This is a genomic window from Nocardia sp. NPDC051570 (assembly GCF_044454005.1).
Taxonomy (GTDB): Bacteria; Actinomycetota; Actinomycetes; order Mycobacteriales; family Mycobacteriaceae; genus Nocardia.
In genome coordinates this window covers 115,943-140,081 of sequence record NZ_JBITDI010000015.1, presented here as the reverse complement: position 1 = coordinate 140,081, position 24,139 = coordinate 115,943, and the positions used below count along the sequence as shown (strand labels likewise).

General features: G+C 67.2%; 27 protein-coding genes. 10 read left to right on the top strand and 17 right to left on the bottom strand.

Annotated elements, in window-relative coordinates; all coding sequences use genetic code 11:
* Window positions 1-75: 75 nt before the first annotated feature.
* Window positions 76-1,128, bottom strand: a complete 1,053-nt coding sequence (locus ACIA76_RS32000; RefSeq protein WP_397157147.1) for an NAD(P)-dependent alcohol dehydrogenase — start codon at window positions 1,126-1,128, stop codon at window positions 76-78.
* A 90-nt stretch (window positions 1,129-1,218) separates the two neighbouring features.
* On the opposite strand from ACIA76_RS32000, the gene ACIA76_RS31995 reads away from it, so the two are divergent.
* Window positions 1,219-1,968, top strand: a complete 750-nt coding sequence (locus ACIA76_RS31995; RefSeq protein WP_397157149.1) for a ZIP family metal transporter — start codon at window positions 1,219-1,221, stop codon at window positions 1,966-1,968.
* A gap of 88 nt (window positions 1,969-2,056) precedes the next feature.
* The gene (locus ACIA76_RS31990) at window positions 2,057-3,184 is read left to right on the top strand and encodes a S1C family serine protease (RefSeq protein ID WP_397157151.1); all 1,128 of its coding nucleotides are present in this window, start codon (window positions 2,057-2,059) and stop codon (window positions 3,182-3,184) included.
* Here ACIA76_RS31990 and ACIA76_RS31985 read toward each other — a convergent pair.
* The 11 genes from ACIA76_RS31985 to ACIA76_RS31935 all read right to left on the bottom strand — a co-directional run bounded on the left by ACIA76_RS31985 (window position 3,181) and on the right by ACIA76_RS31935 (window position 13,092).
* Window positions 3,181-3,747, bottom strand: a complete 567-nt coding sequence (locus ACIA76_RS31985; RefSeq protein WP_397157153.1) for a vitamin K epoxide reductase family protein — start codon at window positions 3,745-3,747, stop codon at window positions 3,181-3,183. The two genes, ACIA76_RS31990 and ACIA76_RS31985, sit on opposite strands and share 4 nt — an antisense overlap.
* Window positions 3,744-4,526 (bottom strand): DsbA family protein, encoded by a 783-nt coding sequence (locus tag ACIA76_RS31980; RefSeq protein ID WP_397157155.1) that lies wholly within the window; start codon window positions 4,524-4,526, stop codon window positions 3,744-3,746. Before ACIA76_RS31980 ends, ACIA76_RS31985 begins: the two co-directional genes overlap by 4 nt.
* A gap of 160 nt (window positions 4,527-4,686) precedes the next feature.
* The gene (locus tag ACIA76_RS31975; RefSeq protein ID WP_397157157.1) at window positions 4,687-5,535 is read right to left on the bottom strand and encodes a polyphosphate kinase 2 family protein; all 849 of its coding nucleotides are present in this window, start codon (window positions 5,533-5,535) and stop codon (window positions 4,687-4,689) included.
* Window positions 5,536-5,566: 31 nt separating this feature from the next.
* Complete coding sequence (locus tag ACIA76_RS31970) at window positions 5,567-6,274, bottom strand: ESX secretion-associated protein EspG (protein ID WP_397157159.1); 708 nt, start codon at window positions 6,272-6,274, stop codon at window positions 5,567-5,569.
* Window positions 6,274-6,834 carry a hypothetical protein gene (locus ACIA76_RS31965; RefSeq protein ID WP_397157160.1) on the bottom strand — a complete coding sequence of 187 codons (561 nt, stop codon included), beginning with the start codon at window positions 6,832-6,834 and terminating at the stop codon, window positions 6,274-6,276. The genes ACIA76_RS31970 and ACIA76_RS31965 overlap by 1 nt, the downstream gene beginning before the upstream one ends.
* Complete coding sequence (locus ACIA76_RS31960; RefSeq protein WP_397157162.1) at window positions 6,831-7,223, bottom strand: hypothetical protein; 393 nt, start codon at window positions 7,221-7,223, stop codon at window positions 6,831-6,833. The genes ACIA76_RS31965 and ACIA76_RS31960 overlap by 4 nt, the downstream gene beginning before the upstream one ends.
* 118 nt (window positions 7,224-7,341) lie before the next feature.
* A complete protein-coding gene (locus tag ACIA76_RS31955) occupies window positions 7,342-8,775 on the bottom strand; it encodes a lipase family protein (RefSeq protein ID WP_397157164.1) in 1,434 nt (477 codons plus the stop codon).
* 79 nt (window positions 8,776-8,854) lie between these two features.
* The gene (locus tag ACIA76_RS31950) at window positions 8,855-9,487 is read right to left on the bottom strand and encodes a class I SAM-dependent methyltransferase (protein ID WP_397157166.1); all 633 of its coding nucleotides are present in this window, start codon (window positions 9,485-9,487) and stop codon (window positions 8,855-8,857) included.
* 10 nt (window positions 9,488-9,497) lie between these two features.
* Window positions 9,498-10,739, bottom strand: coding sequence for a saccharopine dehydrogenase family protein (locus ACIA76_RS31945; protein WP_397157168.1), 1,242 nt, complete (start codon window positions 10,737-10,739; stop codon window positions 9,498-9,500).
* A gap of 27 nt (window positions 10,740-10,766) precedes the next feature.
* Window positions 10,767-12,209, bottom strand: coding sequence for an ABC1 kinase family protein (locus ACIA76_RS31940; RefSeq protein WP_397157170.1), 1,443 nt, complete (start codon window positions 12,207-12,209; stop codon window positions 10,767-10,769).
* A gap of 226 nt (window positions 12,210-12,435) precedes the next feature.
* A complete protein-coding gene (locus tag ACIA76_RS31935) occupies window positions 12,436-13,092 on the bottom strand; it encodes a TetR/AcrR family transcriptional regulator (protein WP_397157172.1) in 657 nt (218 codons plus the stop codon).
* A gap of 232 nt (window positions 13,093-13,324) precedes the next feature.
* Here ACIA76_RS31935 and ACIA76_RS31930 point away from each other — a divergent pair, with 232 nt between their 5' ends.
* From ACIA76_RS31930 to ACIA76_RS31905, 6 genes are all read left to right on the top strand, one after another.
* Window positions 13,325-14,701, top strand: a complete 1,377-nt coding sequence (locus ACIA76_RS31930; RefSeq protein WP_397157174.1) for a DUF445 domain-containing protein — start codon at window positions 13,325-13,327, stop codon at window positions 14,699-14,701.
* Between the two features lie 93 nt (window positions 14,702-14,794).
* Window positions 14,795-15,337, top strand: a complete 543-nt coding sequence (locus ACIA76_RS31925) for a helix-turn-helix domain-containing protein (protein WP_397157176.1) — start codon at window positions 14,795-14,797, stop codon at window positions 15,335-15,337.
* Window positions 15,334-16,017 (top strand): heparin-binding hemagglutinin, encoded by a 684-nt coding sequence (locus ACIA76_RS31920; RefSeq protein WP_397157178.1) that lies wholly within the window; start codon window positions 15,334-15,336, stop codon window positions 16,015-16,017. Before ACIA76_RS31925 ends, ACIA76_RS31920 begins: the two co-directional genes overlap by 4 nt.
* A 167-nt stretch (window positions 16,018-16,184) precedes the next feature.
* Complete coding sequence (locus tag ACIA76_RS31915; protein ID WP_397157180.1) at window positions 16,185-16,481, top strand: DUF2516 family protein; 297 nt, start codon at window positions 16,185-16,187, stop codon at window positions 16,479-16,481.
* Between the two features lie 129 nt (window positions 16,482-16,610).
* A complete protein-coding gene (locus tag ACIA76_RS31910; protein ID WP_397157182.1) occupies window positions 16,611-17,633 on the top strand; it encodes an alpha/beta fold hydrolase in 1,023 nt (340 codons plus the stop codon).
* Window positions 17,634-17,885: 252 nt separating this feature from the next.
* Window positions 17,886-18,911, top strand: coding sequence for an alpha/beta fold hydrolase (locus tag ACIA76_RS31905; RefSeq protein ID WP_397157184.1), 1,026 nt, complete (start codon window positions 17,886-17,888; stop codon window positions 18,909-18,911).
* Window positions 18,912-19,087: 176 nt separating this feature from the next.
* Here ACIA76_RS31905 and purU read toward each other — a convergent pair whose 3' ends face one another.
* Together purU and ACIA76_RS31895 are read right to left on the bottom strand one after the other, a co-directional pair.
* Window positions 19,088-19,978: a formyltetrahydrofolate deformylase gene (purU, locus tag ACIA76_RS31900; RefSeq protein WP_397157186.1), complete on the bottom strand. Its 891-nt coding sequence runs from the start codon at window positions 19,976-19,978 to the stop codon at window positions 19,088-19,090.
* Window positions 19,979-20,024: 46 nt separating this feature from the next.
* Window positions 20,025-20,570 (bottom strand): GNAT family N-acetyltransferase, encoded by a 546-nt coding sequence (locus ACIA76_RS31895; protein WP_397157188.1) that lies wholly within the window; start codon window positions 20,568-20,570, stop codon window positions 20,025-20,027.
* A gap of 104 nt (window positions 20,571-20,674) precedes the next feature.
* Here ACIA76_RS31895 and deoC point away from each other — a divergent pair, with 104 nt between their 5' ends.
* On the top strand, window positions 20,675-21,361 hold the full coding sequence (deoC, locus tag ACIA76_RS31890; RefSeq protein WP_397157191.1) for a deoxyribose-phosphate aldolase: 687 nt from the start codon (window positions 20,675-20,677) through the stop codon (window positions 21,359-21,361).
* On the opposite strand, the gene ACIA76_RS31885 is transcribed toward deoC, so the two are convergent.
* Window positions 21,362-22,102, bottom strand: coding sequence for a DUF2993 domain-containing protein (locus ACIA76_RS31885; RefSeq protein ID WP_397157193.1), 741 nt, complete (start codon window positions 22,100-22,102; stop codon window positions 21,362-21,364).
* Between the two features lie 113 nt (window positions 22,103-22,215).
* Between ACIA76_RS31885 and ACIA76_RS31880 the strand changes: the two genes are divergently transcribed.
* Window positions 22,216-22,824 (top strand): hypothetical protein, encoded by a 609-nt coding sequence (locus ACIA76_RS31880; RefSeq protein WP_397157195.1) that lies wholly within the window; start codon window positions 22,216-22,218, stop codon window positions 22,822-22,824.
* 1 nt (window position 22,825) lies between these two features.
* Here the strand turns inward: ACIA76_RS31880 and ACIA76_RS31875 are convergent, their stop codons facing one another.
* Window positions 22,826-23,638, bottom strand: a complete 813-nt coding sequence (locus ACIA76_RS31875) for a class I SAM-dependent methyltransferase (protein ID WP_397157197.1) — start codon at window positions 23,636-23,638, stop codon at window positions 22,826-22,828.
* Entirely contained in the window at window positions 23,608-24,123 is a 516-nt protein-coding gene (locus ACIA76_RS31870; RefSeq protein WP_397157199.1) for a DUF2505 domain-containing protein, read from the bottom strand. Before ACIA76_RS31870 ends, ACIA76_RS31875 begins: the two co-directional genes overlap by 31 nt.
* Window positions 24,124-24,139: the final 16 nt, after the last annotated feature.

The following is a 24,139-nucleotide window of genomic DNA, read 5'->3' as shown; positions in this document are numbered from 1 at the left end:
CCGCCGACCGTGCCGCGGGAGGCCGCCGTTCTCCTGGGAGCCGCGCACACAGGTCGCGGTGTGCGCGGCCGTTTTTCACATGGTCGCGGTATCGATGACGAAGCGGTAGCGGACGTCGCTGGCGACGGCGCGGTCGTAGGCCTCATCGATCCGATCGGCGGCGATGATCTCGATCTCGGCGCCGATGTTGTGCTCGGCGCAGAAGTCGAGCATCTCCTGGGTCTCCGGAATGCCGCCGATCATCGAACCCGCCAGGGCGCGACGGTAACCCGCGAGGGTGAACGGGCCGACCGAGAGGTCGTTATCGGGCAGGCCCAGGATGACCAGGGTGCCGTCGAGGTCGAGCAGCTTCATGTATTCGTCGATGGGCAGTTCCGCCGAGACCGTGTTCAGGATCAGGTCGAAGCGGCCGCGCAGATCGCGGAAGGTCTGCCGATCCTTGGTCGCGTAGTAGTCCTTCGCGCCGAAGCGCAGGCCGTCCTCCTGCTTGCTCAGCGAAGTGCTCAGGACGGTCACCTCCGCGCCCATCGCGGCGGCGATCTTGACGCCGACGTGGCCCAGGCCGCCCATGCCGATGATCGCGACCTTCTTGCCGGGGCCCGCATTCCAGCGGCGCAGCGGCGAATACAGCGTGATGCCCGCGCACAACAGCGGCGCGGCCTGTTCGAGGGAGATGCCGTCGGGGATGGACAGGACGAAGGTCTCGGTCACCACGACCTGGGTGGAGTAGCCGCCGAAGGTGACCCCGCCGGGCTGGTACTCCTCGGACACCTTGGTGTTGTAGGTCATCGTGGTGCCGCGCTCGCAGACCTGCTCCTCGCCCGCGAGGCAGAACCGGCACTCGCCACAGGAATCCACCATGCAGCCGACGCCGACCCGGTCGCCGACCTTGTGCTTGGTCACCGCGGAACCGACGGCGGCGACGAGTCCGGCGATCTCGTGGCCGGGCACGCACGGATAGGTGGTGCCGTGCCATTCGTTGCGGGCGGTGTGGATATCGGAGTGGCAGATGCCGGCGTACTTGATGTCGATCAGTACGTCGTGGGGGCCGAGTTCACGGCGCTCGATGGAGGTCTTGGCGAATCGACCTTCGGGCGTAGAAATGGCATACGCGGCAGCTGTGGTCATGCGTTCATGCCTACTCTCGCATAGTTGAGTTTGCAAACTATCGAGAGATAGACGACTGGCCGGTCGGATATGCCCGCCGAGGCTGTGACCGTGTCCGATGCTGATCGGATGGCGATTCTGCTGGCCCTGGTCTCGATGTGTTCGACCCTGGTGGGCGGTTTCGTGGCGGCCCGGATCGGGGAGCGTAAGCGTTTGGTGCTCGGCCTGGCCGCGGGCGTCATGCTCGGCGTGGTCGCCTTCGATCTGCTGCCGGATGCGTTGGCCGAATCACACGACGAGGTGGCCGGGGTGCCCGGCGCCCTGATCGCGAGCGTGGTCGGCTTCTTCACCGTGCACATCATCGAGCAGGAGATGGCCGTGCATGTCGGCCACGAACACCAATTCGGTGCGCACACCCATGGTTTCCAGTCGGTGGGCCTGTTCGCCGCGGGCGGCCTGATCTTCCACAGCATGCTCGACGGATTGAGCATCGGCGTCGGCTTCCAGGCCGGGACCGCGCTGGGCGCCTCGCTGGCGATCGCGGTGATCTGTCACGACTTCGCCGACGGATTCAACGCCTTCACGATTCCGACGTTGTACGGCTACGCGCGTCGGCGGGCGGTCGCGCTGCTGTGGCTGGACGCGCTCGCGCCGGTGGTCGGCGCGCTGATCGGGACGCTGATTCATGTGCCCGCGACACTGGCCGGGCTGTATCTGGGCTACTTCGCGGGGTTTCTGCTCTATCTCGCGACCAGTGACATCCTGCCCGAGGCTCATGCGGGCACACCGTCGCGCTGGGTGCTGCTGTGCACGATCGCGGGTGCGGCGCTCATGTTCGCCGTATCCGTACTGAGTCATTGATTCCGCGACACGGACCACTTGTTTTGGTACACATAGAAGCACAATCGCCGATAGGCCTGCGGCTACGCACGAGGCGGAGGTGGTGTCGATGTACGACGGCACGGATACTGCCGATGCGAACAGTGCGGAGTCGACTCGTACCGGTCGGCCGGGCCGGGTGGCCGCACTCGTGCTGGCCGCGCTGCTCACGGCTGCGGTGCTCTTCGGATATCGAGATCAGTTGCCGCGCTGGGCCTTCGGGGTCGGCGACTCCTCGGCCACACTGCTCGGGCCGCCGCTGCCGCCGATGGATTCGGCCGTGGTCGCCGCCGATGTCGAGCCGCAGCTGGTGAACATCAACGTCTCGATCCGGCCCAGCGGGATCAGCGCCGCCGGGACCGGGATCGTGCTCACCGCCGACGGGCAGGTGCTGACCAGTCATCACGTGGTCAAGGGCGCGGATGTCATTACCGTCGGGGATCTGGGCAATGGCCACGACTATCCCGCGACCGTCCTGGGTTACGACGCGACCGCCGATATCGCGCTGCTGTCGCTGCCCGGGGCGATCGGATTGCCGGTGGCACGGGTCGGCAGTTCGGCGGGACTGCGCCTCGGCGATGAGATCCTCGCGATCGGCAATGCGGGCGGCACCGGATCGCCGACGGTCACGCCGGGAAGTGTGACGTCACTGAGCAGTTCGATCGTCGCGCGCGATGCGGCCGATCTGTCGCGCAAACAGCTCACCGGCATGATCGAGGTGGCCGCGCCGGTGGCCTCCGGACAATCCGGTGGGGCGCTGGTGGATCGATACGGCGCGGTGGTGGGTGTGATCACGGCGTCGTCGGGGGAGGTGGCCCGGGCGGCCGGGCGGGCCAGCGGTTATGCGGTGCCGATCGATACGGCCATGTCGGTGATTCGCCAAATCCGTTCGGGCACACCGACGGATACGGTGCACGTCGGTCCGACCGCGACGCTCGGGGTGCTCACCTCCGATGCCGGACAGCTCGCCGGGGCGCGCATCGATGTCGCCCTGTACGGGCAGCCCGCATATCTGGCCGGATTGACCGCGGGCGAGGTGATCACGGCCGTCGACGGCCGCGTGATCACCTCGGTGCAGGCGCTGAAGGCGGCGCTGAACGTGCGCAAACCCGCCGACACCGTACGCCTGGATCTGGCCGAACCCGACGGCTCACACCGCGCGCTCGCGGTGGCGCTTGCCGTCGGGCCGCCCAATTAGAACAGCGACAGCCAGTAGTTCTGGAAGCGCAGGAATACCAGCAGCACCACGACCGCGTAGAACACGGCCACGAAGGTCCAGCGCCACTCCGCGAGGATCCGCAGCGGCCCGCGCGAGGCGCCCCACAGCTGATCGGTGGTCACGGCGAACAGGATCGGCGTGGCCACCCACACCACCATGCAGTACGGGCACAGCGCGTTGATGCGGTAGAGGCTCTGGAAGATCAGCCAGAAGATGAATCCCATGCCGACCAGCAGACCCAGCCACAGTCCGCCCCAGAACCATTGGGGCAGGCCGACTCCCGCGATGGCGAGCACCGCAATGGTGACCACGACCGAGAATCCGACGATGCCGATCATCGGATTCGGGAATCCGAAGACCTGCGCCTGATGCGTGGCCATCACCGAACCGCAGGACAGGATCGGATTGATACTGCAGGACGGGTGGTAGTCGGGATTCTCGAACAGTTTGAACCGCTCGACGGTCAGCGTGACCGCGGCTATCCAGCCCGCGAGGCCGCCGATCAGCAGCAGCCAGGCGGAGCGAGCAGGTGTGCCGATCACTTCGCCACGGCCTCGATCTTCTGCTTGAAGGTGTCGGGCATGAGGTCCTGACCCTGCAGCTGCTGGCCGTTGACGAAGATGGTGGGCGTCTGATGGATGCCGCTGTTCAGTGCGTCCTTGGTGACCTTCTGGACGTACTTGTCGTACTTGTCGTCGGTGATGCACTGTGCGACAGCGGGATCGGTGTACCCGTTGTCCTTGGCGATCTGGACCAGCTTGTCGTTGGGCAGGCCGCCGGCGCCCTCAGGGGGCTGCTGCTTGTACATGTTCGCCAGCCAGGGCTGGAACTTGGTCGGATCGCTACCCGCGACGCAGTACGCCGCATTGGCCGCGCGCGAGGAGTAGCGGGTGTTGCCGCCGGAGTTCGGATCCAGGAACGCGATGATGTTGTATTCGACCGCCGCGTTACCGGAGGCGACCGCATCCTCGAGCGCCTGGCTGTTGGCGGCCTCGAACGCCTGGCAGGCCGGGCACTGCAGGTCGGCGACCACGCGGACGACCGTCTTGGCGCCGGGCTTGCTGATCCGGATCGAACCGTTGTCGGTGATGGAACCGGTGACGCCGTCGGGGGTCGCGGGCTGCGCGGCGATGGCCGGCGTGGGTCCGGGATCGTTCTTCTCGGCGCTACGGACCGCGATACTGATCCCGATGGCGGCGATGAGGCCGATCAGCACGACCGCCACACCCACTTGGATGAGGATGGTGCGCTTGCGGTCGGTGCCTTTCACCGATGCCAACGCGTTCTTACCTCGCGGATTCCTGCTCACCTTCGAGTTCACCACGCCTTCCTGTTTCGTGAGGACCCTCGTACCGTGCCGCCCCGATCGTACGGGCGCAACGGAACGGACGTCGCGCCCGCACAATGATTACCGGCGAACCTGAGATTCCAATCAGAACTTCATGCAATCAGAACTTCATGTTCGACGGATGTATCGACCCCTATCCGTCGGCGAGGCGGCGCTTCTGTTCCTCGACATCGAATTGGGCCTTCGGCCAGGTCAATTCGAGGCCCTGCAGGGCATCTATGAGCAGTTCGGTGACGGCCAGGCGGGAGTACCACTTCCGGTCGGCGGGTATGACATGCCAGGGCGCGTACTCGGTGGAGGTGCGGTCGAGCACGGCTTGGTAGGCGTCCTGATAGGCGGGCCAGTAGGCGCGCTCGTCGATATCGCCGGGGTTGAACTTCCAATACTTGTCGGGTCGTTCCAGGCGCTGCGCCAGGCGTTTGCGCTGTTCGTCCAGGGAGACGAACATGGCCACCTTCACGATCGTGGTACCTGCCTCGACGAGTTTGGCCTCGAACTTGTTGATCTCGTCGTAGCGCTTGTCCCACACTTCCGGCGGGACCAGCTCATGGACACGCACCACCAGCACGTCCTCGTAGTGGGAGCGATCGAAGACGCCGATCTGGCCGCCGCGCGGCAGCTTTCGCCGAATACGCCACAGGTAGTGGTGCCGCTTCTCCTCCGCGGTCGGCACGCCGAAGGCCGCGTGATCGACGCCCTGCGGATCCACCGAGCCGATGACATGCCGCACGATGCCGCCCTTGCCCGCGGTGTCCATGCCCTGCAGCACCAGCAGCACGCTGCGGGGATCGCCGGAACGGCCGTTGGCATAGAGCATTTCCTGCAGATCCGACAGCACCTGGGTGCGCTCGTCGAGCAACTTCTCACCGTCGGCCTTGGCGCCCTTGTATCCGGGGGTGGCCGAGGTGTCGAGATCGCCGACCTTCACACCGTCGGCGCGCAGCGCCTTGATGATCGAACCGGGTCGAGGAGATTTGGGCATGCAAGCGAGTATGGCCTGTGTCGGGCCGGAATCACTGGATGCAGGCCAGGCGGGTCAATTGGGAGGCGAGGTCGCTGTCGGCGACGGGAGTGAGGGTGAGATCGGCGGCGGTGGTGAGCAGATAGCGGCCGTCGCCGGTGAAGTCGAGCCAGGTGCGGTGGCGGGTCGGGGGCGACATCGGGTTATCCGGTGCGGCGGTGACGGTGATGAAGCCGCGCGAATCGACCGGATCGCGGAGTTTTCGCCGGAAGCGGGCCGCATTGCGATGGCCGTGCGTGCGATAGGGCGGCTTACCCTCCGGGTCCAGCACCGCCTCCTGCGGCTCGCGCATGGTCCCGCCCCCGCCCGGCGGCGCGGAGCCGATCACCTCGACCAGTTCGGCGCCGACGGCGCGGGCGTGGCAGATCAGGACGACCACCGCGTCGGGACGGCCGATCAGGATTCCGGCGTGCTGATTCACCACGGACGCGAAGGCCAGGATCCGCTCCGGATCGGCGCCGGTCCGCTCGCCGGAGATCGTGATCGTGGTCGCGTCGGTGCGGGCGCACAGCAGCAGCGCCGCGGTCAGATCCGCATCGGTATTGCGGGCGTAGCGGTGCCGCAAACCCAGTGCGGCGTACTCGGATTCGGTGCGCGTGGTCGTCGCCGGGGTCATGTTCACGGGATAAGGCCGTCGATCCAATCCGGTCTCGGCGGCCCAGACGTGGGTGAACTCGTCCGGGGTGAGAACCCACTTCACTACGCACGCCCCCAGCTCGACGCCGGAGCGAACCGGGGTACGCGATCCCCGGAGGCGGGCAGGGTCGGGTTGTAGACATGGGTGAGCACGTCGCGGGCATCGGCGAGCGCGGCCGCGGCGGCCAGGTCGTGGGCCATCCGGCGCTGTCCGCCGTGCACGGCCTCGGCCGTCGGATCCGTCAGCGGCCGATAGGGTGGCGGCGGGGGCGGGATGGCGTCTCGAATGGATTGCGCCGCTTCGGCATTGGCGGCCATGAGGCGCTGCAGGGTATCGCAGACATCGGGCAGCGCCAGGCCGCGGTCGACGAATTCGCGGGTGGTCCGCTGGGCGACGTCCTGGGTCTGGCCGCGCCAGCGCGCGAGCTCACCGTTGACCGAATCGGAGAAGACGCGGAAGGCCTCGCCGACGAGTTCGGCCTGGCGACGCCAGGAATCGGCGATCCGGCCCAGCGCCGCGGGATCGAGCGCCTCGTGCACCAGATCCCAGATCTCCTGATGGGTGAAGGCGCCGAAGACCTCTCGATCCGGCACATAGGGCGGATCGACATCGGCGGGGGTCACAGATGGTCCCCCGACCGCACGGCGAGCAGCTCCACGGCGGCGCGGTTGGCGGCCTCGGCATCGTCGAAGCGTTTGCCCGCGGCCAGATAGGCGGCCTTGAACAGCAGCGCGGTCTGTTGATACGCCGTGATGGTGTCCAGGAATTCGCGGCTCTTTCCGGCGAAGCCGCGGGTCAGGGCGCGGCCGGAGGGCAGATTCGGGAAGCCGGTGAGATCGGCGACCCGCAGTTCGGCGCCGTGGGCGCGCTGCAGATCGTCGACGAGGCGGTCACAGGCCGCGGCCAGATTGCGGGCCACATCCTCGGCGATTTCGAAGACCGATCCCTCCGAACGCGTTGCCGCGCGGTACAGATCGCGGGCACCCTGCTGTCCGGTCTCCGGAACCCCCACTGCTGCTCCCTTTCCAGTCACCGCCCCCGGCCCCGGTTCGCGACCTTACCCGACCATGATCGGATGCGCCCGGGGTCGCCGCTGTGACTCGGCACACCATTGCGACCGCGAGGGTTGTCTAACTGCCTGCGCCCAAGGCGATTCCGAGCATCGTCTGGACGAGGGCGGCGGCGAAGCCGGGCAGGGCGCTGCGGCCGGACGGGTCGACCAGGGTGGAGGCGACCGTGGTGGTCGTGCAGCCCGCGGGCGGGGTGTGGCCGGACAGCACGCGGTCGAGCCAGGCGAAGGCGGGACCGGCGGCGGTCAGGGCGATGATGGTGTGGTCGCTGACCAGATCGGGCAGGGCGTCGCGGGTATAGGTCACCGAGGCGCCGCCGGCGCAGAATCCGTCGACCAGATTGTCCACGGCGGCAATGGGACTGACCTCGTCGTTCAGGCCGTTCACCACATAGAGCGGGGCCGTGGGTGTGGCGAATCCGCGGGCGCGGGCCCGCAGTGCCGCGGCCAGGGTCGGATCGGCCAGGACCTGATCCATCGGGGCGATCATGAGTTGATCGGAGCGGCGGAACAGGTTCTTCAGCACGGTCTCGGGGGCGCATTCGCGGCCCGCGGCGGCGATGACGGCCCGGCCCTCGGGGGTCAGATAGTGGTCGATGGTGGCGGCGAGTTCTGGGGAGTCCTTGGCCAGCGCCGCGACGCCGATCGGGGCGAGGCCGCCGAGCAGGCGGCCGTTCACCGCGCGCAGCGCGCCCTCGAAATCGTTGACGGGAGCGCCCAGGACGGCTCCGGCGAGATCGAGCTCCGGCGCGTACTCCGGTTGCAGTTCGGCGGCCCAGTCGGTGGTGATGCCGCCGCCCGAATAGCCCCACATCGCGGTGCGGGTGGCGGTGCCGGGCAGGCCCAGCGGGGTGAAATGCTCCGCGGCGCGGATGCCGTCGAGGACGGTGTAGCCCATCACGCGCGGGGTGAGGAAGTGGTTGTCGATGCCCGCGGCGTCCGGAACCGAGACCGCCCAGCCCTGCGCCAGTCCGGCCGCGGTGAGCGCGAATTCCATGGGCGGTAGCGCCCATCCGGACTGTTTCGCGGTATCGAGGATATCGAGTGGATTGCTGTTGACCAGCGAATAGGAGGGCATGCAGGCGCGCTGGATCGAATCGTAGGCCATGTTGTAGGACAGCAGCGGCCGCGGCCGCGCCGGTCCCTGCGGGATCATGACGGTAGTCACGGAGGCATAGGGACTGCCGTCGGAATCGGTGGTGCGATAGAGCAATTGCCAGCTTTGAGCGCGAACCGGGAACAGCTCCAGCGCCTTCACCACGACCGGCCTGCTGCGCAGCACCGTGCCGGGCGCGGTGTTCTCGTAGCCCGCGGGCGGGGTGTAGAAGGAGTCGTCGTCGCCCTGTGCGATATCGGTGTAATCGCCTGTGCTGGTTGATGTTTCAGGCTGTGCCGCGGCCATGGGCGCGAGCTGCGCCGCGCCGGAGAGCGCGGCCGCGCAGATCGCGAGAACCATTGTCGCCGAGCCCCATCGGCAACCGATAGTGACTGCCATGCCCCACCCCTCCCTGCTCCGAGCATCCGCGATTACTGTAACTCGTTACAGATCTGCGAATGATCGAATCGGTCGAGATCTATTGGGGCCGAGAGGCACTCACGTACTGCAGCAGGCCGTGGATCTCCTGATCGATATCCACCAGACCGGATCGCGCGAACAACTCCGGGAACGTATCGACACCGAATACGCGCAGTCCGCCCGCGCCGCCTACCATGCTGCTGACGAAGCCGAACCAGGTGTCGGTGCGCTGGCTGGCGCTCAGCGCGATGCGCCCGCCCGGAGCCAGGACCCGGATCATCTCCCGGACCGCCTCGAGCGGATCCGGAATCAGATACAGCGCGCCGAAGCAGCAGACGGCGTCGAAACTCCCGTCCGGGAACGGCAATTGCCGGGCGTCGCCGCGCAGGTAGCCGACCCGGGGGCCGGAGTTGTCGGCGAGGGCCTGGCGCAGCATGGGTGTCGAGAAGTCGAGACCGACCGCATAGCCGTCGCCGGAGAGCTGTTCACTCAGATAGTGGGTGATATTGCCTGGGCCGCAGGCGACATCGAGAACCTTGCTGCCCGCACCCAGACGCAGGGTGCGGGCGGCGTCGCGGCGATCGGCCTGCATGGTGCGCCCGGTTGCCACGAAGAATGCCGCCGGGCGCCAGGCCCGCTCGTAGACGACGGCGAAGGCGGAGCTGTTCATGGTGCGCCGGGCGAGATTCACGCGGATTTCCTCAGACTCGCTCGACCTTGACGGTCATCCCCGTCGCGCGCAGTCGCTCGGTGAGCGCATCGCCCATGGCCGAGGCGGGTGTCAGAATTCCGGCCAGCTCGGGCAATTCGTCGAAGGCCAGGCTCAGTCCCGCCTCGCCCAGCATGACCGAGGTCGCCTGATAGCCGGGATCGCCCTTACCCGCGAAGGTGCACACGTACTTCGTGCCGGAGGTGGTCCGGGCGAAGGTCTTCATCGTGAACCAGCCGCTGCGCCGGGACTTCTCGTCCGGACCGGTGCCGGGCTTGGGCAGGATGCGATCGAGCAGCCGCCGGCCGGCCGCGACGCGCGACAACACCGCGCCGGTCACCATGGTCGCCGCGATACCGCCCGCGAAGCCCGCCGCGACCAGCGGCGCCGCCGGGGACGAGCCGGTGCCCATGACCTCGCGATAACGGAAGTTCTTGCCGTACACCCAGCCCAGCAGCCCGTTACTGCGCCGCACGATCTTGGTGTTGTGCTGGGCCATGATGAATGTCGTCACCCAGCCGCCCAGGCTCGGATCGATGGCCGAGGCCCGCGACAGCGCCTGATCGGACTGGCGGCCGACATCGGGTTCCATCGAGCGGTCGGGGCTCAGCGAATACGGATGCGACAGCACCGAACCCTTGGCCGGATCGGCGGCGATGGCCTCCATCATGGCGCGCCCGGAGTCGATGGTGCCGCCGCTGGCGCCGCCCTTGAGCCAGGCCACCAGGGTGGTGTCGGTGAGCTCGCCGGTGTTGTCGTCCACCGAGCGGCGGTACAGCTGATAGACGCTCAGATCCGACGGAATCGAGTCGTAGCCACAGGAATTCACGATCTTGGCGCCGGTGGCCGCGGCCTGTTCGCCGTAGCGGTCGATGCATTCGCGGATGAACAGCGGCTCACCGGTCAGATCGGCGTAATGGGTCCCGGCCCGCGCACACGCCTGCACCAGCGCCATGCCGTACCGCAGATACGGGCCGACCGTGGTGACGACGACCTTGGTCCGGGCCGCGAGCGCGTCGAGGGCCGACTGATCCGACGAATCCGCCACCAGCAGCGGCCAATTCGCGGCCACCGGTCCCAGTTCGTCGCGCACGGCGGTGAGCTTGTCGGGGGAGCGGCCGGCCAGCGCGATGCGTGCGCCCGACGGCGCGGTCTCGGCCAGATAGTCGGCGGTGAGCTTGCCGACGAAGCCGGTCGCGCCGAACAGCACGAGGTCGAATTCCCTGTCTGTCATGGGTCTTTCACGTCTCCTGACGGATGATCACGCCTTGCTCCGCTTGGCGGTGCCGGACTTGCGGTGCGTGGTGGTTCGGGTGGGATTCTTCTTCGGCTGCGGGCGTTGCGCCAGCCAGGCGTGATGGAGTATGCCCAATTCGGTGACCGGCGGATCGCCGTAGAGCCATTCGCGGGCGATGCGATGCCAATTCGCGGTCGCCTCCAGCTGGCCCAGGACACCGAAGGTGAGGAAGTCGGCGCGTCGGGAGAACAGATGCTCCGGCGGCAGATTCTGCTGCTTCATCCCGGCGTATTCGGCGGCCCGCGGATCGACGGCGAGAATGAAGGCGCCGCTGGCCAATTCGGGGGTGATGGTCAGTTCCTCGTCGAGCAGCACCCACTCACACGCGGCCAGCACGTATTCCAGGGCCTCCTCGGGCGTGACCGCATCGGGCTCGTCGATCACGCCCCGATCGATCAGCAACTGCCACAACTCCTCCGCGCGATCCTCGGCGGCGAACCGGACCCCGGCCAACTCGGCCTGCACATGCTTGGGATCCATCCGGTTGTAGAGGCCGAAGTCCAGGAACGCCACCTTGCCGTCCTCGCCGAGCAGCAGATTGCCCGGATGCGGATCGCCGCAGAACTCGTTGAAGGTGAACAGCGATCCGACGTAGAAGCGGTAGATGATCTCGCCGATGCGGTTGCGCTCCGCCGCGGGCAGTGTGCGGATCTCCTCGAAGCCGCGGCCGGGGAAGTATTCGCTCACCAGCACCCGGGTACTCGACAGCTCCGGCATCGTCCTCGGCACGACGATGAACGGGTGGCCGGTGTAGAGCTCGGCGATCTCCCACTGGGTGTTGGCCTCGGCGACGTAATCCAGTTCGCTCTCCAGATTCAGCCGCAGCTCGTCGAGCACCGCCGGGGTCACCCACGGCATGGCCGACTGCAGCACGCGCCGGAACATGGCCAGATTCTTCAGATCCGCGCGCACCGCGACATCGATACCCGGATACTGCACCTTCACCGCGACCCGGCGGCCGTCGTGCAGGCGGGCGCGATACACCTGGCCGATCGAGGCGGCCGCGATCGGCTCGGGCTCGAATTCGGCGAACAGTTCGGAGATCGGGCGGCCGAAATCTTCTTCGATCACCGCGATCATGGTCTCGAAGGAGACCTTCGGCGCGCTGTCGCGCAGGACGGCCAGGCGGCGCTGGAAGCGTTCGCGATGTTCGGCGGGGACCAGATCCAGATCCAGTACCGACAGCATCTGACCGAGCTTCATGGCGACGCCCTTCATGGTGCCCAGCACCATGACCATCTGTTCGGTCGCCCGGATCATGGACTCCTCGGCCATCCGGGCTCGCACCGCCTCCGAGCGCCCGCGCATGGAGCGCCGAGTTCGCTGAGCGCGGATGACATTGCCGGCGACCGCCACGCCCAGCTTCGTCCCACGAGCAAGCCGGGACGTCGGCAATTCCTTCGCCATGGAGAGCTACTCCGCCTCTCTGCGTGTTCCTCGACCAGCGTTTGCCGCCTGCTAACAGGCTGGCCGATCATGGGAGCCCGGGTCAAGGGGTGAGGCGTGGTGTCGCGCCACGGATTATCGCGACGCGGATTGTTGCATCGAGGAATACGACCGGCTGTATTTTCCGCTCCACAACGGTCCCGACACGCTCTTCCTCACAATGGTCCCGGCACGCTCTTCGCCGGGATCAATCCTCGGTGGGTAGCTGATGCGGCTGGGCGTTGAACGCCTCCGGTGAACCCTTCGCGCGGACCATGCCCTCGATCGCGCTCCACGCCATCATCGTCATGTGGTCGAGCATCTTGTCGGCCGTCATGGCGCGGTTGGTGATCCACCAGTCGGTGGCCAGCTGCACGCCGCCCACGAGGACGTAGGCGTAGAGCATGACGCCCTCGGTCTCGACACCGCGGTCGAAGGCCTTGTCGCGCAACACCGCGGCCACCACATCGGCGAACAGGCGCTCGAAGTCGGCGAGGGTGGACTTGTCGGTGGTGGAGCCGTTGCCCATGATGAAGCGGTAGACATCGGTATCGGCGTCGACCGTGTGGACGTAGGCGGCCAGTGTGTTGCGCACCAGCCGGTATTCGTCGAGGTCGTCGCTGATCGCCTCGTAGATGCGCGGCATCAGGGTGGTCTCCACGAAACGTTCCATCGTCGCGCGGGTCAGATCGCCCTTATCCGAGAAATACCGGTACAGAACGGTTTTCGACACACCGATCTCGGCCGCGATCTCGTCCATGCCCACATCGCCGCCGCGTTTGCGGATGGCGGCCAGGGTGCCGTCGACCAGTTCTTCCCGCCGATCGATCTTGTGCTGATGCCAGCGTCGCTTGCGCCCATCCACTCGGCCCGGACGCGCCGGAGCGCTCGCGCCGGAGCGCGCGGCTCGGTCGCCGACTTCGACGAGGTCTTCGGTGGACAGGATGGACTCCTCGTTCGGGGATTTATCGGGGGGCGCATCCAGCTTAAGTCCTCCGCGGCGGGGTTGGCCGGGTCCCGGCGAAATGTATGCGAGGTTCGGGCGTGGCGGAAGTGCGTGGCGAGAGGTTGGTCGATCGACCCAGCAGAATGGGAATATGGAGCAATCTCCCGGCAGCGTGCCCGCTGTGTCCGAATCGCGCGCGGTCGTCGAATCGCGCGGCGAAGTGGGAAAGACCACAGGCCGAACCCCTACATCGTTCGCCGATCTGATGGACGAGGCCGGTAAGCGGCGCGATCTGCGCCGGATGAAGATGGTCGCGACGGGCTTTCTGGTCGCGGCCACGGTGATCTATCTGCTGTGTTGCTGGATCGGTTCGCGCGGTGTCGGCGGGAACTGGGTCGGCTATGTGCGGGCGGCGTCGGAGGCGGGAATGGTCGGCGCGCTCGCCGATTGGTTCGCGGTGACCGCGCTGTTCCGGCATCCGCTGGGCCTGCCCATTCCGCATACCGCGATCATCCGCAAGAAGAAGGATCAGCTCGGCGCCAGCCTCGGCGATTTCGTGCGCACGAACTTCCTGTCGCCGGATACCGTTGTGGCCAAGGTGAATTCGGCGCAGATATCGCTGCGGCTCGGGCGCTGGATGGCACAGCCGGCGCATGCCGCGCGGGTCTCGGAGGAGACCTCGACACTGTTGCGCGCGGTGATCGGCGCGCTGCGCGACGAGGATGTCGAGCAGATCATCGATCAGACCATCGTCAAACGCATTGCCGAACCGCTGTGGGGCCCGCCGATCGGGCGGGTGCTCGCCGAACTGCTGGCGGAGAATCGCCACGCGCCGATGCTGGATCTGCTGGCGGAACGCGCCCATCAGTGGGCCCTGAGCAGTCAGGAGACCATCGATCGGATCGTCCTGCGCGACGCGCCGTCGTGGGCGCCGAAATTCGTGAACGTGCTGTTGTCGGAGCGCATTTATCGGGAATTGGTGGAATTCACCTGGAAGCTGCGTTCCCAGCCCGATCACGAGGTGCGGCTGGCGGCGACCCGGTTCCTCGAGGATTTCGCGCGCGATCTGCAGCACGACGACGCCATGATCAAGAAGGCCGAGCGGATCAAGACCGAGATCATGGGCCGCGAGGAGATCACCGGAATGGCACAGGCCACCTGGCGGGCCGCCAAACGGATGATTCTGGAATCGGCCGACGATCCGGACAGCACGTTACGCCGTAAGGTCACCGAGAACGTGCAACAACTCGGTCAGCGACTGGTCGACGAGCCCGAACTGCGCGGGCGGATCGACACTTGGACCGAACGGGGCGTTCGGTATCTGGTGTCGAACTACGGTTCCGAGATCGCGGCCCTGATCAGCGATACGGTTGCCCGGTGGGATGCCGACGAGGCAAGTTCCAAGATCGAATTGCAGGCCGGGCGTGATCTGCAATTCATCCGCATCAACGGAACGGTGGTGGGATCGCTGGCGGGACTTGCGATCTACGCCGTTTCGCATGTGCTGTTTCCCGGCTGGTCGGCGTAGCGCCGAATGTTAGCCGAAACAGTGCTAGCAGAGTGCTTGCAAGAGTTAGCACCTCGTTTTAGAATCGACGGTACAACCGCCGGAAGGTGAGTGATGACAGAGGATCCCGAGGTTTCCGATCCGAACACCGGGGAAACCGCAGAAACATCTGCGGCCGACCGGGTGGCCCGCGTAGCCAACGCGGCCCACGACATCGGAAGCTTCATCCGGTCGCAGCGCGAAGCCGCGCAAGTCTCGCTGCGACAGCTCGCACAACTGGCGGGGGTGAGCAATCCGTATCTCAGTCAGATCGAGCGCGGATTGCGTAACCCGTCCGCCGAGGTGCTCGCCCAGATTGCCAAGGGTCTGCGGGTCTCCTCGGAGGTCTTGTACATGCGGGCCGGTTATCTCGAGCAGCGGCCGCATAGTCCGGTCCGGGATGCCCTGCTGGCCGATACGGGAATCACCGAGCGGCAGAAGCAGGTCCTGCTGGATATCTACGAATCGTTCCGCCGGGAAAACGCGGGGAACGAGATCGTAGGGGACATAACGGAATCCGAGGGAAGTGTTCCCGAGGGGACCAGGGACAACGATGTTCCGCACCATGCCACTGATGGCACGACTATCGAAGTTCCACGCCAGGAGAACGAAACATGACCGAAGCCAATGCCACCGTGACCAAGCCGCTCTACGCCACCGTCGGGGCCGGTGACGCCCTCTACAACGCCGTCACCGAACTCGTCGATCGGGTCCGCGAGCGCGCCGCCACCGCCGATGTGACCGGCCGGGTCGAAGAGGCCCGCGAGCGCATCGCCAATCTGCCCGCCGACGTTCAGGATCAGTTCGAGACGCTGCGTCAGCGCCTGTCGACCCTGCCCGCCGAACTGCCGGACGACGTCGCCGAGCTGCGCGAGAAGCTCACCCCCGAGGAGCTCCGCCGGGTCGTCGACCAGTACTACCACCAGCTGCTGGAGCTCTACTCGGATCTCGCCGTGCGTGGTGAGGAGCGGGTCGGCAAGCTGCGCGAGATCAACTCCGCCTTCGACGAGCAGTTCGGCAAGGTGGAGAACACCTACACCGATGTCGCGGGCCGCCTCGAGGATGTCCTCGGCAAGGTGACCGGTCAGGCCCGCGGCCTGCTGGGCAAGGCCGCCAACGGGGTCGAAGAGGTCGAGGACGCGGTCGAGGCCGAGGTCGTCTCGGTGACCAACGAGACCACGCCGGCGTCGGAGTCGGAGGCCGCGACCAAGACGGCCGCCGCTCCGGTCAAGAAGGCGCCCGCCAAGAAGGCCCCGGCCAAGAAGGCCACCAGCAGCACCACCGCTCCCAAGAAGTAGGGTGCTTCCCTGCCCAACGCCCCCGTACGACAGAGCAGCGCGGACCTCGGTCCCGCACGCGGATCCTTTCCAGGCCCCGCACGCTGCGGATCCTTTGAAGGCCCCGCACACTGCGGATCCTTTGAAGGCCCCGCACACGCTCTTAGTGCGGGGGCGTTGCTTCTATCATGGGAAGCGTGTATCAGCTGACAAGTGCAATCATCTGGCTGCTGTGGCTCGCGGCCATGGGGGCGACCATCTTCGCGCTGGTCCACGCGATTCGGCAGCGCGCCGATGCCTTCACCGCCGTCGACAAACTGACCAAGCCGATCTGGGTGACCATCCTCGTGGTCGCGCTGGGACTGCTGTTCCTGGCCCGAACGCCCGTCGGGCTGATCGGTATCGCCGCCGTGGTGGCCACCGGCGTCTATCTGGCCGATGTGCGGCCGAAGGTGGACGAAATCCAACGCGGTCCGCGCTGGTAGAGGTCGTTTTCCCGTCACCCGTCGTTCGCATTGGCGCACGGCGGGTGTCTTATTTCTGTCCAGCTAGCACTAGCTAGCACTCCCGCTGTGAGTTACCGTGGCTATGAGTAACACACAAAGGAGTGTTCGATGTCGGCAACGCTGCCCAACCCGCTGGCGGGTGTCGCGCGCCGGGTCCATGACCTGCTGCTCGCGCATCGAGTCCACCTGCGCACCCGGGTATACGCGACCGCGGAATTCGGTCCGCCGACCGCACCCTGTGAGGTCGTCCCGGTCACCACCGCCGACGGGATCGGGCTGCGGGTGCACGCCTACGGACCCGCCGACGGCGATGTGGTGGTTCTGGTGCACGGCTGGACCTGCTGCCTCGAATACTGGAATCCGCAGATCAACGAGTTCGCCGGACGCTATCGCGTAATCGCCTACGACCAGCGCGGCCACGGCGCGACCGAACTCGGCGACGCCCGGGTGAGCACCGATCTGCTGGCCGATGATCTGTCCGCGGTGCTCGCGGCGGTGCTGCGGCCCGGTCAGCGCGCGGTGCTGGTCGGACACAGCCTGGGCGGCATGTCGATTCAGGCCTGGGCTGGTCGCTATCCCGAACAGGTCGCCCAGCGCGCGGCCGCGGTGCTGCTGACCAATTCCGCGCCGCACAGCCTGATCGCGGAGACGACCGTGGTGCCGGTATTCAATCGCGGCGTGGTGTCATTGCCGTATTGGCTCGGGCACCTCGGGCTCGGCTCGCCCATCTGGTTCCCGCCGATTCGCCCGATGCGGTGGGTGTTTCGCCGTCAGGTCATGAGTTTGGCCGCGACCGGCGATATCGCCGACTTCGGGATGGCCATCGTGCGCTCGTGCCCGGCGCGGGTGCGGGCGACGTTCGGCGCCCTGCTCGCCGAGATGAATCTCGGCCGTGCGGCGGCGAATCTGATCGTGCCGACCACGGTGATCGCCGGATCGCGCGATGATCTGACGCCGCTGGTGCATTCCGAGCGGATCGTTGAAATGCTCAGGGAGGCAGGCAGTTTCGTGAAGCTGGTGATTCTGCCGACCGGACATCTGGGCAATGTCGAGGCCTATGACCGGTTCAACGACGAACTCGCGCGGGTACTCGTCGCGGCCTTCTCCCGCGTGCATGAGGTCAGCGCCTAGATCGCCTGGGATCGTTGGCATTTCGTTATCCGATGTATCGGTAGCGCGGATGGTTCCCGCGCCGATATGTGTTCTGGATGACAGAAAGTCCCCATGATTGCCGGACTACTCCGTGAATTGGGCTGTGCCTGAGTGGGTATTCGGACAATGCGGGCTGCACGCAGTGGAAGTTCCTCTCGAGCGCTTCACTGCTTGCACTGGCAAGCACCGCGGCTAGCGCGCTAGTGTGCGGTAGGACACAAAGGAGTGCTCATGCTGGTGAACTTGCCCGGTACGGTGACCCGTGGCGCCGACGCCTTGAATGCCGCCTACAGTGCGCGTTTGCGGTCGCGGACCTACGCGACGGCCGCATTGAACGCCGCGCCGTCTCCCGAAATCGTTCCCGTCACCACCGCCGACGGCGCCCGGCTGCGCGTCCATGCCTACGGCCCGGCCGATCGCGATGTGCTCGTGCTGATCCACGGCTGGTCGTGCTGCATCGAGTACTGGAATCCGCAGATCAACGAGTTCGCCGGCGACTATCGGGTGGTCGCCTACGATCAGCGCGGCCACGGCGAATCCACCCTCGGTGCCGGACGTTTCGGCGCCGATCAGCTGACCGGGGATCTGTCCGCGGTCCTGGACGCGGTGCTGCGTCCCGGACAGCGCGCGGTGCTGGTCGGCCACAGCATGGGCGGCATGACGATTCAGGCCTGGGCGCAACGCTTTCCGGAGCAGGTCGCGCAGCGGGCCTCGGCCATCATGCTCGCGACCACCGCCGCGCGCCGAATCACCGGGCGCGCCAAGGTCGTTCCGCTGCTGAACGAGGTGGTGCCCGCACCGACATGGCTGGCTCAGGCGTTGTTCGGCGCGCCCGTGCCGCTGCCCGGATCGGCCGCCGCGCGCGGGGTGTTCAAGAACCGCATCATGGGCCCCGCCGCGGATGCCGAGGCCGTGGCCTTCGGCCTGGCCATCGTCCGCTCCTGCCATCCGGCGGTGCGCGGCGCGGTCGCGCGGGATCTGGCCAAGCTCGACCTCGCCGACGCCGCCGCCAATATCACCGTGCCGACCAGCGTGATCGCCGGTGAATTCGACAAGCTGCTGCCGCCGATCCACTCCCGGGAGATCGCGGATCTGCTGGCCGCCACCGGCTCCCTGGACCGCTACACCCTGCTGCCCACCGGACATCTGCCGAATATCGAGGCTGCCGATGAGTTCAACGCCGAACTGCACCGGTTGATCCGTACCGCCCGCGCGGGCGCGCCGGGTCTGCGGGTCGGCGGCGTGGCCGCATCGTGACGGGATGTTCGCCCAGGGCGTGATCGACCGGTATCGGTTGACACGTCCCGGAAGCGGACACTGGAAGTACGCAGGACTTCTCCGACGAATGCGGGGGATGGGCGGCAGCGCGGGCGACCGAGTTGCCAGCCAAGGCCGGTCAAGGGCGCCCGGTCTTGGCCCGCCGCCACGCGTAACTAGTTGAATACGACCGTTCTGCGGCCGTGGACCAATACTCGCCCTTCCAGGTGCCAGCGGAGGCCTCGGGCCAGGACTACGCGTTCGATGTCGCGGCCCTGGCGGACCATGTCGCGGACGGTGTCGGCGTGATCGATTCGGGTGACATCCTGTTCGATGATCGGGCCCGCGTCGAGTTCCGGGGTGACGTAGTGGCAGGTGGCGCCGATGAGTTTGACGCCTCGGGCGAAGGCCTGATGGTAGGGGCGGGCGCCGACGAACGACGGTAGGAAGCTGTGGTGAATGTTGATCGCCCGGCCTGCCCAGTGTTCGCAGAGTTCGGGCGGGAGAACCTGCATGAAGCGGGCCAGTACGACCGCGTGCGGGTCGTGGGCGTCGACGAGGCGGCGGAGGAGCTCGAAGGCGGGGCCGCGGTCGGCGGGATCCTTCGGGAACGCGACGTGATGGAACTTCACGCCGTGCGCCTGGGTGATCTCCGCCAGATCCGGATGGTTGCCGATGACCGCCTCGATGGTGGCCGGTAGCTCGCCGGCGGCGGCGCGGCCGAGGAGATCGTGCAGGCAATGACCATCGCGGCTCACCAGCAGTACCGCGCGTCGCCGCTCATCGGAATCGAGCAGCTGCCATTCGGTCCGCGGGCCGAATTCATGGGCGACCGCCGCGAATCGGGCGCGCAGTTCGTCGAGGGAGTAGGGCACGGTCGAGGCCCGGATCGCCTGGCGGGTGAAGAACCATCCCGATTCGGTGTCCGAGTGATATCCGGCCTCGACGATCGATCCCCCGAATTCGGCGATGAAGGACGTGATGCCCGCGATGATGCCGGGACGATCCAGGCAGCCGAGGGTGAGCACATAACGACGGTCATCGGAGAGTGTGGGGGTGGAGCTCATGGGTCCATCTTTTCAGGCACGCGGCGGCCTGATGCGCGGGGAGGCGCTAGAGCGCGTAGAACGGCTCGGCGTAATGGAATTCGCCGACGATGCCCGTTTCATAGGTGGTGAGGCGGCGAATCTGGAAGTGCGAGGCCCAGTCGGGCTCGTCGGGCACGATGCCGACGCGGGCGCCGGGAACGAATCCGAAGCGGGGGTAGTAGTCGAGGCTGCCGAGCAGGCCGACCAGCGGTTCGTCGAGCGCATCGGCGGCGCCGAGGGCGGCGTGCATGAGGGCCGAACCCGCGCCCGCGCCTTGATGTTCGGGTCTCACGCCGATCGGTCCGAGCGCGAGCACCGGGAACGGGCCCACACTGGCCCGGGTCAGGCAGACATGGCCGACCACCCGATCGTGGACCTGAGCGACCAGCGACAGCGTCGGAATCCAACCCGCATCGCTGCGCAACTGATGGACCAGATCGACCTCCGCCGGATCGACGGCGGCCCGGGGCGCGCCCTCGGGACCGCCGTTCGGATAGTCGCGGGCGAAGGCGACGCGATGCACCGCATCGATAGCGGGGATGTCGCCGGCCCGTTCCCGACGGATCAGCACCGTGACGTTCTCCTCCCCAATGAGTGGCCCGGACGGGCCGTCCCCTACGAGTGTGCGGGACGGCCGAGGTCGCCCGCAACGCATATGTGCCAGACTCTGTCCCCATGGCCGATACCACCAGCGAATCCGGAAACCGCGCGCTGACCCGTGGGGAGGTGGCCGCGATGATCGACCACACCCTGCTCGCGCCCGAGGCCACCGGCGATCAGGTGGCCGCGACCATCGAGGAGGCGCGTCGGCTCGGGGTGTACGCGGTCTGCCTGTCGCCGTCGATGCTGCCGGTGCGCGCGCCGGGACTGGTCGTCGCCACCGTCGCGGGTTTCCCGTCGGGTAAACATCATTCGCTGGTGAAGGGCACCGAGGCGCGGCTGTCGGTGGAGCAGGGCGCGGCCGAGGTCGATATGGTCATCGATATCGGGGCCGCGGTGGCCGGGGACTACAACGCGGTGCTGTCGGACATCATCACCGTGCGCGAGGCGATCGGTGATCGCGCGCTGCTCAAGGTGATCATCGAATCGGCCGCGCTGTCCGATGCGGCGATCGTCGAGACGTGCCGTGCCGCCGAGCGCGCCGGGGCCGATTTCGTGAAGACCTCCACCGGATTTCACCCCGCGGGCGGTGCGAGCGTGCACGCCGTGCGGCTGATGGCCGAGACCGTCGGCGGGCGGTTGGGCATCAAGGCCAGCGGTGGCATCCGGACCGCCGAGGCCGCGGCCGAACTCGTCGCGGCCGGCGCGACGCGGCTGGGGTTGTCGCGTTCGGCCGCGATTCTGGACGGCTTCCCGGAGTGATCAGCAGCTGCCGTTGCCGCCGCCCTGCAGTCGGGTCGCGCCACCGGTCAGCTTCACCTCGATGCCGTTGCCGGTGACCTTGATCGCGGTCGGCTTCAGATCCAGCGGATAGCTCTGCAGGCTCTGCGTCATCAGTTGCACGATGCCGTCGACCAGATCGGTGGGCAGGCCGAGGCCGAGCAGCTGCGCCGATTCGGTGGAGACCTGAATCTGATCGCCGACGACCTGGGGCCGCAGCCGCAGATCGGCCAGGCCGCCCAGGACCTTCACATCCAGGGTGCCGCTGCTCGGATCGGATTGGACGCCGGAGACCAAGCCGCTCAACGTTTTCGCGATGCCGTCGTTGCTCCAGGTGGCGTCGGCGCTGGAGTTGTCGACGGTGGCGCCGCCGCGGCCGCTGTCGATCAGCTTGATGTCGTTGAGCCGGACGTGCACCTTCATGCCCACGGCCGGGCCGAATTTGGCGTCGTCGCTGTCCAATTCGACGTACTGGACCTGATGGTCGAGGGCGGTGAGCAGCAGGGGTTTCGGGCCGAAGTGCACCGAGACCTTCGAGCCCAGATCCCTGTCGACCTGGGCGGCAATACAGTCGGAGCTCTGGCGACGGTAATAGGTCTCCGCGGCCACGGCCGTGCCGACCAGCGCCAGCACGACGACGAGTCCGAGGATCAGCACGATCCGGCGCACATTACGGGTGCGCGGGCCACCTGCCGGTGCGCCGAAGGAAGTAGTCGAACTCATGGCAGCGATTCTTCCCGAGCTTTCTGAGCCGGTTCTGTGGGCCGTGTGAAGGGATTCGACGAAGGCGGCCGAATTGTGACATACCGCACATGTCCGGGCGTAGCCTGAATCACATGTCCGGGGAAGTCGTCGCCAGCAGTATCCGCAATCCGGAACAGGGCTGGTCGATATTGCGGCAGCTCGCGGGGCGGCACGCCGGATACTTCACCACCCGGCTGGTGCTGCGCACCGGCTGCGAGGCACGGATCCGCACGGCCCTCGAGGACGGGGACGTGATCCGGGCGGGGGTGGGCCTGCTCCGGATGGCCGACTGGCCCGAGCGGCCGCTCGACGAATACGCCATGTGGTCGGCCTGGTTCGACGGGCAGGCGGCGATCTCCCATCACAGCGCGGCCGAACTGCACGGTATGGGGCGACTGCGGCCGCGGTTCGTCCATCTGTCGGCCGGATCGGGCCGGGTGCCGAGTGCGCCGCGACTGGTGGTGTTGCGGCGGGTGTTGCGCGAGGACGAGGTGGAGTCGGCGGGGACGTTCCTGGTGACCACGCCGGTGCGGACCGTGCTGGATCTCGCCGAGACCGGGATCGGGCAGGCGGCCTTGGATGAGGTCGTCGCCGACGCGGTCGCCATACATCGCTGCGCGGGCGCCGAAATACGCACTGCCGTAGCGGAATTGCCGCCGCGCACCGCGGCGCGGGTGCGCCAGGCACTGGCCCGGGTGTGAATCACCGCGCCGGCGCCACCGTCTCCCACGGCACCGACAGCACGCAATCGCGCAACCGGCGGCGATAGTCGCGCACGGGAAAACCCTGCTCGCGCAACATCTTCGCCGCCTCGCGCCAGCGGACGCGGGGGCCGTAGGGCGCCAACGGGGCGGCGTGGGACCAGGCGCGGTCGGCGGCGGTGAGCAGGGTGTGGATGCGTTCGCCGGGAATGTTGCGGTGGATCAGGGCCTTCGGGAGGCGTTCGGCGATATCGGACGGGCGCTCGACGGTGAACGGATCCCAGGCCAGCGTGAGCGATCTCGGGCCGGAGCGGTCGAGCAGGACCCAGGCGCAGCGGCGGCCGAGTTCGTCGCAGGTGCCGTCGACCAGCAGTCCGCCGGGCGCCAGCCCCGAGAGGATCGTCGACCAGGCCTGGGGGACGGCCGATTCCGGATACTGGCGCAGAACGTTGAAGGCGCGCACCAGAATCGGGCGCAGCCCCGCCAATTCGAAACCGCCCCGGGCGAATACGACTCCGTCGCGGCCCGGTACGACCCGATCGGGATCGATCTCGAGGCCCACCACGCGTATATCGGGGCGCACGCCGCGCAGTCGCGCGGCCAATTCCAGGGTGGTGACCGGGCTCGCGCCGTAACCCAGATCGACGACCAACGGGTCGGCGGCTTCGCGCAGCCTTGCGCGCACCACCTCGTCGTGCACGAGTCGGCGATCGCTGCGGCGCAGCCGGTTGATCCCCGTGGTGCCGCGGGTGATCTCGCCGATCGGTTTGATCCGGGGCCCGCTCAGGCCGGGGGGTGCTGCTCGTCCAACCACTGTGCGGTGAACTCCGCCTCGGCGCGCAACAGGTCGACCAGATTGATCAGCAGCAGCTGCTCGAGCTTGGGACCCAGCAGCGGGATGAACACCTTGGCCGTCGAGGAGGTGCGCAGGGTGCAGCCGGTCTCGGTGGGGAACAGATGCAGGGTGCCGACGAGGCTGCCCGGGCCCGCCGGAATGGATGCGCTGTATTCGCCGGTGACCTCCGGACCGAAGGGGCCGAAGGTCTCCTTGCGGGCGATGACCATATCCTTGCGCATCACCGCCTGCGCGAGGTCGGGCAGCATATCGCGCGGCAGGACGTGCTGCAGTACGACCTCGATGCCGCCGTCGCCGCCGTCGAGGCTGACCACGTCATTGGGCGAGTACTTGCGCATTTCCGTCATGCGGGCGTCCCAGTAGGCGCGGTCCGACAGGGCCGCGTACACCTCTTTGATGGTGTGCAGCGGGTAGCGCGCGGAGTAGTCCAGTCGACGGGCCATGGCCGGTCAGGTTACC